Raw genomic sequence first — 8984 nt, 5'->3', positions numbered from 1 at the left:
GAGGCCGCTTTGGTAGACCATCTTTTGCGTCTTGTCACCAATTTCAGCAACGATTGTTCAAAATTCCAGCAAACTGCGAAATGATTGGAATTGTGCGACCGGTGGTTGCAGGAAACGGAGGAAAAACCCGTGCCGGAGTAAGGGGATAAGGGGCGAGCCGAACAATAATTCCGGTGCACCTTGCGCTATGACAAGACCCCCTGGTGCCGATCCAATATCTCATGGCCGCATGCCGGAGAATCCAGGGAACCCCGCCTCGACTTCGCACTCTGCAGGTGGTTATTCTGGCCCCGAACGGGTGTAGCAATGCGCAGGCGGCTGAAGAACTTTCTGCCCATAGTTCTGATTGCGCTGGCGGTGCAGGTCTTCGCGCCGATCGCTTCCTGCTGGGCTGCCTCCATCGCCGCTTCCGATCCGCTGAGCGTTGCGGTGATCTGCCATGGCAACGGCGGGACCAGCCAGGAAGACCCATCCGGCGCCCAAAGCGGCTGCTGCGCGCTTTGCGGCGTGCTCCACACCGGCGCTCCCGTCGACCCGCCGCAGAGCGCCGCCGTCCTTGCCGTCGAACGCCAGGTCGCCTCGGTGGTCTGGCGCGAGCTGGCGCTTGATCCGGCGACGTCCCGTGCCGGTTCCCCCGAGCAGGCGCGCGCTCCTCCGTCCCTTTCCTGACCCGAACCTCGCCACCGGTATCGGCTTGCCGTGCCGGTGAATGCCCGTGAGTGGCCGGCGACAGCGCCGGCGTCAGGAAACTTCCATGTCCAGGTATCATGCCCCTATTGGCGTGAGCATCCTTGCCATCCTCGTGGCCTGGATCGCACCCGTGCAGCCGGCCCTTGGCCAGAACGCCGAACCAGCGGCATTGCCGCCCATCAATGTCGAGGCGCCGCGCGAGGCCCAGGCAGGGCACGCTGCGCCCAGGCGCGCCGGCGCTGCTGTCGCGGGCCCGCGTCGAATGCAGCAGCCGGCCGACGCGAACGAGCACCGGCTTCCCGTCGTGGTGATCAACACAAGCGGTGTAGGTATCGGAAACTTCTCCCTGGTGCCGAACGGCCAGACCGGCACGACGATTGACCGCAGCCAGTTCGAGAACCGGCCAGCCTTCTCGGTCGCCGACGTGCTGCGCGATAGCCCCGGCATCTCCATCAAGCAGGGCAACGGGCCGCGCGACTTCGGCATCTCGATCCGCGGCTCCAACGCCCGCAACGGCTTCGGCATCCGCAACATGGTGATCTTCGACGACGGGTTTCCCGTCACCCAGCCGGACGGGCTGTCCCGCAGCGACCTGATCGACCCGCACGCCTATGGCGCCATCGACGTGATCCGAGGGCCGTCGTCGGCGCTCTACGGCAACTACGCGACCGGCGGGGCGATCGACTTCCGCACGCGGCCCGGACGTGTGATCGACGGATTCGAGTACGGCGTCGATGGCGGCAGCTTCGGCTACCTCAACAATTACTTCACGGCGGGGAAGAAGGTCGGCGATTTCGAGTATTCGTTCTTTGGCAGCGACGTTCGCGGCGACGGCTACATCCAGAACAGCTGGTTCAACACGCAGACGGTGAATTTCCTCGGCACGTTGCACGCGACGCCTGACGACCGCCTGACCTTCAAGCTGATCCACAACCACCTTGCCACGCGGCTGCCGATCCGGCTCTCGCTGAACCAGTTCCATCAGAACCCGTTCCAGGCGGGATGCGAGACGTCGGGTACGCCGGGTTGCGGAACGGTGTCGCTGTTCAACAATGGATTCAACGGGCCGCGGACCCCGGTGACCGCGATCGTCGCTGGCCTTGGCCGCGATGATCGCCGCACCATCGTCGGCGGCCGCTGGGAGCACGATTTCGACAACCGGACAACCTGGCGCAACCAGTTCGTGTTCGACGACCGCAACATCAATCAGCCGACTGGCACCACGAGCGGGATCGGCGATTTTGCCTCCTACAACTTCATCAGTGACGTTACCCGGCGCGGTGAAATCCTCGGCATGGACACGACGACCTATGTCGGCGGCTTCTACAACACGCTGCCCTGGTCCAGCGATACGTTCAACGTGATGCCGGGTGGCGGTGCGACTCTTGGGAGAATAAGCGCCAACACGACCGCCTCGCACACCAATTGGGGATTTCGCGCGCGCGAGGAGATGAAGCTCGCCCCGACGCTCACTGCCATTGCCGGCATCGGATGGGAGAATACGAATCTGCGGGGCTTGAACACCGCTTACACCTATACGGGACCCGCAGGAATCACGACGACCCGCCTGACGGGTGCCGACCGGCAGTTCCAGAACACGGCGCCCGAACTGGCGCTCTTCTTCAAACCGAACGATGAATGGCAATTCCGCGCCAGGGCCGCGACCGGCTACGGGACGCCGCAGGTCGGCAACCTATTCGTTGTGTCCAGCGGCCAGTTTGGCAACAACACTCAACTGAATGCGCAACGCAATCTCGGTTACGACCTCGGCGCCGACTGGACGCCGAACAAATCGCTGAAGGTCAGCCTGACCGGCTTCTACGAGTTCTTCCGCGACGAGCTCGTCACGCAGGCGACGCCTGCCGGAGCGCCGAACGCGAGCTTTACCTTCAACGCGCCGCGGTCCGAGCATCGCGGCGTGGAGCTGGCCGCAGATTGGCGCTTCCTGCCGACCTGGCGCTTCACCGCCGCCTACACCTATCTCGACCAGTTCTATACCGAATATGTCGAGAACATCACCAATGGTGCGACCTACAGCTTCAATCGCGCCGGCAACAAGATTCCCGGCATCTCGCCGAACGAACTGACGGCGCGGCTGTCATGGGATGAGACCTCCGGGCCGCTGCGCGGACTCGGCGCCTTCGTCGAGGTGGTGTGGAAGGATTCCTTCTACATGGACAACGCGAACTTGCTGAAGGCTACGGGCTATGAGCTGGTCAACGCCAACGTGCGCTACAAGACCGATCTTGCCTCGGAAACGCTGAAGTCGCTCAGCGTATTCCTTGAGGTGCGCAACCTGTTCGACCGCACCTACCTCGCCTCGGCCAACAACATCGGCAATACGGTGACTGCGGCAGGCGTTCAAAATCCCGCGAGCGTCCTGGCGAACAGCACAGGATCGATCCATGCCGGCTCGCCGCGGGCGTTCGTTGCGGGAATGAAGATTGCGTTCCGGTGATCGAGATGCACCCGATGATGAGGATACTTCGAACGACGTTCACCGCAGCTGCGGCCCTCGCCCTCTGGCAGGGAGTCGCAAGCGCGCAAATGCATCACCAGCACGGCTCCGATGCCGCCTGCAACGAGCCTGAATTGCGCTGCGCCACCAAGGTGACGCCGGCGTTTGCGGCGGACGGAACGCTGTGGCTCGCCTGGATGGCCGGCGGCAAGATTTCCGTCGCGAGCTCCGGCGATGTCGGCAAGAGCTTTTCGCGGCCGGTCGCGGCGACACCGGAGGCGCTCGATCTCGATTGGGGGCCTGATGCTCGCCCGAAGATCGCAATCGACGGCAAGGGTGGCATCGCGCTGGCGTTCTCCATCTTCAGGGACAAGGCTTTCAACGGTCAGGTGCTCGCCACGCGATCGGACGACGGCGGCAAGAGCTTTGCCCCCGTCCGGCCGATTACGGCGGGCAAGGAGAGCCAGCGCTTCGAAGCGATCGGCTTCGACGACAATGGCGCGCTGTTTGCCGCCTGGCTCGACAAGCGCAACCGCGTTCCGGCCCGGGAGGCGGGAAGGAAGTACGAAGGTGCCGCGCTGTTCTTCGCGTCCTCGAGCGACGGTGGGGCGAGCTATTCGGACGCGCGGATGGCGATCGACAACACCTGCGAATGCTGCCGCATCGCGCTGGCGTTCGATCCGTCGAACCGTCCAGTCGTGGTGTTCAGGAACATCTTCGAGGGCGGCATCCGGGATCACGCCGTCATCGCCTTCCGCGATGCCGCCACGCCCGGCGAGCCACGTCGCGTCGCGGTGGACGACTGGCAGATCGCGGCATGTCCGCACCACGGACCGAGCCTTGCCGTGTCGCCGAACGGCACCTATCACGTCACATGGTTCACCAACGGCAAGGCGCGCAAGGGCTTGTTCTACGCCCATTCGCGCGACGGTGGCGGAAGTTTTTCCTTGCCGCTTGCCATCGGGCAGGCGAACAGGAATCCATCCCGGCCGTCGGTGATTGCGGGACCGAACGGGCTGGCAATGGTCTGGAAGGAGTTCGACGGGGAGCGGACCACGGTCAATCTGATGACCTCGGGCGATGACGGAGAAAGCTGGAGCAAGCCGCGCGCCGTTGCGGGGACTGCCGACAGCTCCGATCATCCGCTGCTGGTTGCGGACGGACGGAGAACCTATCTTTCCTGGATGACGAAAGCCGACGGCTATCGCTTCATCCCGATCGGGGACGAGTCGTGAAACGGCAATTTCTCGCGCTCGTTCTGTTGTTGGCGCTGCTGGTGCCCGCACCGGCGCGGGATTCGCAGACACAGCTCAAGCCGTTCGGGCGGGGCAGCTGGCACGAGCTGACCAAGGCGCATGCGGGACGGCCGACCATCGTCCACTTCTGGGGCGTGACCTGCGGGCCCTGCAAGGTCGAACTGCCCCAGCTCGGCGCGTTCATGAAGGATCACCCCGGCATCGACATGGTGACGATCAGCGCCGACTTCGTTCCAAACCTGCCGGAGGCCACGCGCGCGATGCTGGAGCGATCGGGTCTGGCGCTGGCCGAAAACTGGATATTCGACGGCTTTGCCGACCGCCTGCGTTTCGAGATCGATCCGACCTGGCAGGGTGACATTCCCCGAACGCTGCTGATCACCCGTGAAGGCGAGATGACGACGATCGAAGGCTCGGCCGAGATGGCGGACCTCGAGCAATGGTCGGAGCGGCAGCTCGCCGCGAAGAAATGAAACAAGCCCCTGGAATGCGAAAGAAGGAAATCATGAAGCAACTTACCCGGACGATTGCACTCGCCGCCATGCTCGCAGCCGTCATCACGACGCCCGTTCGCGCCGAAGACGTCAAGGCCGGCGATCTCCTGATCAGCCAGCCGTGGAGCCGGCAAACGCCTGCAGGCGCCAAGGTCGCCGGCGGCTATTTCACCATCGAGAACAAGGGCGCGGCCGCCGATCGGCTGGTCGGCGGCAGCGGCGACATCGCCGGCCGCGTCGAAATCCATGAGATGGCGATGGAAGGCGGCATCATGAAGATGCGCCCGCTCGACAAGGGCCTCGCCATCGATCCCGGCAAGACCGTCAAGCTCGGGCCCGGCGGCTACCACCTCATGCTGATGAACCTGAAGGGCCAGCTCAAACAGGGCGACAAGGTGCCGCTGACGCTGCAGTTCGAGAAGGCCGGCAAGGTGAACGTGTCGCTGGACGTGCAGGGCGTCGGCGCGCAGGCTCCGGGCGGCGGCGATCACTCCGGGCATTCCGGACACATGATGAAGAAGTAGCCGCGATTGTTTCGTGCCGCGCCAAGCGAAAGGCGAAGGCACGGAAACCGCAGGAAATCGGCCCGTATGGCGGCTTTTTGACGGGCCCCGGCCTTGTGTTTTGCCGGGCAATCCGGTTTGACTGCGTCACCCGTTTCCCCCGAATCCCTCGAGCCAACACCCATGCGATTGTCGCGGTTCTTCCTGCCCATCCTGAAAGAGAATCCGAAGGAGGCGGAGATCGTCTCGCACCGGCTGATGCTTCGGGCGGGCATGATCCGGCAGGAGGCCGCCGGCATCTATGCCTGGCTGCCGCTGGGTTTCCGGGTGCTGAAGAAGATCGAGCAGATCGTGCGCGAGGAGCAGGACCGCGCCGGCGCGCTCGAATTGTTGATGCCGACGCTGCAGCTGGCCGACCTCTGGCGCGAGAGCGGCCGCTACGATGCTTACGGTCCGGAAATGCTGCGCATCGCCGACCGCCACAAGCGCGAGCTGCTGTACGGTCCGACCAACGAGGAGATGATCACCGAGATCTTCCGCGCCTACATCAAGTCGTACCGCAGCCTGCCGCTCAATCTCTATCACATCCAGTGGAAGTTCCGCGACGAGCAGCGTCCGCGCTTCGGCGTGATGCGTGGCCGCGAGTTCCTGATGAAGGATGCCTATTCCTTCGACCTCGACGAGGCCGCCGCCCGCCGCGCCTACAACAGGATGTTCGTCGCCTACCTGCGCACTTTCGCCCGCATGGGCCTGAAGGCGATCCCGATGCGCGCCGAAACCGGCCCGATCGGCGGCGACCTCAGTCACGAGTTCATCGTGCTCGCCGAGACCGGCGAGTCCGGCGTCTACTGCGACAGAAGTGTGCTCGACCTGCCGATCCCCGCCGACGACGTCGACTGTGAGGGCGATCTGACCCCGATCATCAAGCAGTGGACCTCGGTCTATGCCGCGACCGAAGACGTCCACGACGCGGCGCGCTTCGAGGCCGAGGTGCCGGCCGACAAGCGCCTGCATACCCGCGGCATCGAGGTCGGCCAGATCTTTTATTTCGGCACCAAATACTCCGACTCGATGAAGGCGTTGGTTGCCGGTCCCGATGGCGTGGAGGTGCCGATCCATGGCGGTTCCTACGGCGTCGGCGTCTCGCGCCTCGCCGGTGCCATCATCGAGGCCTGTCATGACGATGCCGGCATCAAATGGCCGGAAGCGGTGGCCCCGTTCCGCGCCACCATTTTGAACCTGAAGCAGGGCGACGCGGCGGTCGATGGAGCCTGCGAAAAGCTCTATCGCGAGCTCGGCGTCAAGGGCGTCGACCTGCTATACGACGACACCGACCAGCGTGCCGGCGCCAAATTCGCCGGCGCCGACCTGATCGGCATCCCCTGGCAGATCCTGGTCGGCCCCAAGGGCCTTGCCGAAGGCAAGGTCGAGGTGAAACGGCGCGCCGACGGCGCGCGCGAGAGCATGAGCCCGGCCGACGTCGTCGCGCGGCTGAGCGGGTAGAGCGTTTTCGAGCGAAGTGGATACCGGTTCGCGTGAAGAAAACGCGTCAAATCAAGAATCCGGAGCCTCGGTTCTGATTCAATCAGAACCGAGGCTCCGGGCGTTCATTATCCACCGCGCGCGGGCCATTGCGGCCACATTTGGCCCGAATCATGGGATTATCAAGCTATGGATGAGACCATGACAGAGCCGCAACGCACTGCACCTTTTGCGCCATTCGAGTGGCTGCTGTCGGGACGCTATCTGCGGGCGCGCCGCAAGGAAGGATTCATCTCCGTCATCGCCGGCTTCTCGTTCCTCGGCATCATGCTCGGCGTCGCCACGCTGATCATCGTGATGGCCGTGATGAACGGCTTCCGCAAGGAGCTGCTGGACAAGATTTTGGGCCTCAACGGTCATCTGCTGGTGCAGCCGCTGGAGTCGCCGCTGACCGACTGGAAGGACGTCGCCGACCGCATCAGCCAGGTGCAGGGCATCAGGCTCGCCGCGCCCGTGGTGGACGGCCAGGCGCTGGCGTCCTCGGCGTTCAACGCCTCCGGCGTGCTGGTGCGCGGCATGCGCGCGGAAGACCTCAACAACCTCACTTCGATCGCCAAGAACATCAAGCAGGGCTCGCTCGAGGGTTTTGACGCAGGCCAGGGTGTCGCGATCGGCCGCCGGCTCGCCGACCAGCTGTCGCTGCATGCCGGCGACAGCATCACGCTGGTGGCGCCCAAGGGGGCAGTGACGCCGATGGGCACCACGCCGCGGATAAAGCCCTACAAGATCGCCGCCGTGTTCGAGATCGGCATGTCGGAGTATGACGCCGGATTCGTGTTCATGCCGCTGCCGGAAGCGCAGGCCTATTTCAACCGCAACAACGACGTCACCGCGATCGAGGTGTTCACCGCCAATCCCGACCGGATCGACACATACAAAAAATTGGCGACGGAGGCGGCCGGCCGGCCGGTGTTCCTGGTCGACTGGCGGCAGCGCAACTCGACCTTCTTCAACGCGCTGCAGGTCGAGCGCAACGTGATGTTCCTGATCCTGACCATGATCGTGCTGGTGGCGGCCCTGAACATTGTCTCCGGCCTGATCATGCTGGTGAAGGACAAGGGACAGGACATCGCGATCCTGCGCACGATGGGCGCCTCCCAAGGCTCGATCATGCGGATATTCCTGATCACGGGCGCCGCCATCGGCGTGGTCGGCACGCTGGTAGGCTTCCTCGTCGGGCTGCTGATCTGCATGAACATCGAGTCGATTCGTCGTTTCCTGTCCTGGCTCACCAACACCGAATTGTTCTCGCCGGAGCTGTATTTCCTGTCGCGCCTGCCGGCGGAGGTCGATTTCGGCGAGACCGCGGCGGTGGTGGTGATGGCGCTGACCCTGTCCTTCCTCGCCACGCTCTATCCGTCGTGGCGCGCCGCGCGCCTCGATCCAGTCGACGCGCTCCGGTACGAGTGAGGGACAGATGGAGCAGGGGGCGGAAGACGTACCGGTCATCTATCTTCACGAGATCAGGCGGCAATACCGTCAGGGCGAGGACACGCTGACGATCCTGGATGGCGCCAAGCTCGCGCTGTGGCCGGGTCAGTCGGTGGCGCTGGTGGCGCCGTCCGGCTCGGGCAAGTCCACGCTGTTGCACATCGCCGGCCTGCTGGAATCGCCCGATGACGGTGAGGTCTATGTCGGTGGGACGCCGACGTCACAACTGAGCGACGCCGACCGCACCCAGATCCGCCGCTCCGATATCGGCTTCGTCTATCAGTCGCACCGGCTGCTGCCGGAATTCACCGCGCTGGAGAACGTCATGCTGCCGCAGATGATCCGGGGGCTGAAACGTTCCGAAACCGTCAAGCGCTCGACGGAAATACTCACCTATCTCGGTCTCGGCGACCGCGTCACCCACCGGCCGGCGGAACTCTCCGGCGGCGAGCAGCAGCGGGTGGCGATCGCGCGTGCGGTCGCTAATGCGCCGCGGGCGCTGCTGGCGGACGAGCCCACCGGCAATCTCGATCCGCACACGGCGGATCATGTGTTCAACGCGCTGATGCAGCTGGTACGGGCGACGCGGGTGGCGATGCTGATCGCGACC

Annotated in this window: 8 protein-coding genes; all 8 read left to right on the top strand. The window is 64.3% G+C overall.

The annotated features are described in order from the left end of the window. The first annotated feature begins 306 nt into the window (after positions 1-306). Positions 307-669, top strand: coding sequence for a DUF2946 domain-containing protein (locus ACT4OC_RS22665; protein ID WP_444841268.1), 363 nt, complete (start codon positions 307-309; stop codon positions 667-669). An 85-nt stretch (positions 670-754) separates the two neighbouring features. Next, positions 755-3148: a TonB-dependent receptor family protein gene (locus ACT4OC_RS22660; protein ID WP_444841267.1), complete on the top strand. Its 2394-nt coding sequence runs from the start codon at positions 755-757 to the stop codon at positions 3146-3148. 17 nt (positions 3149-3165) lie between these two features. After that, complete coding sequence (locus ACT4OC_RS22655) at positions 3166-4383, top strand: sialidase family protein (protein WP_444841269.1); 1218 nt, start codon at positions 3166-3168, stop codon at positions 4381-4383. Further along, positions 4380-4877 (top strand): TlpA family protein disulfide reductase, encoded by a 498-nt coding sequence (locus ACT4OC_RS22650; RefSeq protein ID WP_444841266.1) that lies wholly within the window; start codon positions 4380-4382, stop codon positions 4875-4877. The genes ACT4OC_RS22655 and ACT4OC_RS22650 overlap by 4 nt, the downstream gene beginning before the upstream one ends. Before the next feature lie 32 nt (positions 4878-4909). After that, on the top strand, positions 4910-5422 hold the full coding sequence (locus tag ACT4OC_RS22645; protein WP_444841265.1) for a copper chaperone PCu(A)C: 513 nt from the start codon (positions 4910-4912) through the stop codon (positions 5420-5422). Positions 5423-5584: 162 nt separating this feature from the next. Beyond that, positions 5585-6904, top strand: a complete 1320-nt coding sequence (gene proS, locus ACT4OC_RS22640; RefSeq protein WP_444841264.1) for a proline--tRNA ligase — start codon at positions 5585-5587, stop codon at positions 6902-6904. A gap of 168 nt (positions 6905-7072) precedes the next feature. After that, on the top strand, positions 7073-8353 hold the full coding sequence (locus ACT4OC_RS22635) for a lipoprotein-releasing ABC transporter permease subunit (RefSeq protein ID WP_444841263.1): 1281 nt from the start codon (positions 7073-7075) through the stop codon (positions 8351-8353). Positions 8354-8360: 7 nt separating this feature from the next. Next, a partial coding sequence (locus tag ACT4OC_RS22630) for an ABC transporter ATP-binding protein (protein WP_444841262.1) occupies positions 8361-8984 on the top strand: 624 nt, incomplete at its 3' end.

Source organism: Bradyrhizobium sp. (assembly GCF_052389815.1).
Lineage (GTDB): Bacteria > Pseudomonadota > Alphaproteobacteria > Rhizobiales > Xanthobacteraceae > Bradyrhizobium.
This window is presented reverse-complemented; position numbering and strand designations above follow the sequence as displayed.

Excerpts from the sequence above, each read along its gene's own strand:
- ACT4OC_RS22665 (WP_444841268.1), top strand. The coding sequence starts at position 307 with ATGCGCAGGCGGCTGAAGAACTTTCTGCCCATAGTTCTGATTGCGCTG.
- ACT4OC_RS22660 (WP_444841267.1), top strand. The coding sequence starts at position 755 with ATGTCCAGGTATCATGCCCCTATTGGCGTGAGCATCCTTGCCATCCTC.
- ACT4OC_RS22655 (WP_444841269.1), top strand. The coding sequence starts at position 3,166 with ATGAGGATACTTCGAACGACGTTCACCGCAGCTGCGGCCCTCGCCCTC.
- ACT4OC_RS22645 (WP_444841265.1), top strand. The coding sequence starts at position 4,910 with ATGAAGCAACTTACCCGGACGATTGCACTCGCCGCCATGCTCGCAGCC.
- proS (WP_444841264.1), top strand. The coding sequence starts at position 5,585 with ATGCGATTGTCGCGGTTCTTCCTGCCCATCCTGAAAGAGAATCCGAAG.
- ACT4OC_RS22635 (WP_444841263.1), top strand. The coding sequence starts at position 7,073 with ATGGATGAGACCATGACAGAGCCGCAACGCACTGCACCTTTTGCGCCA.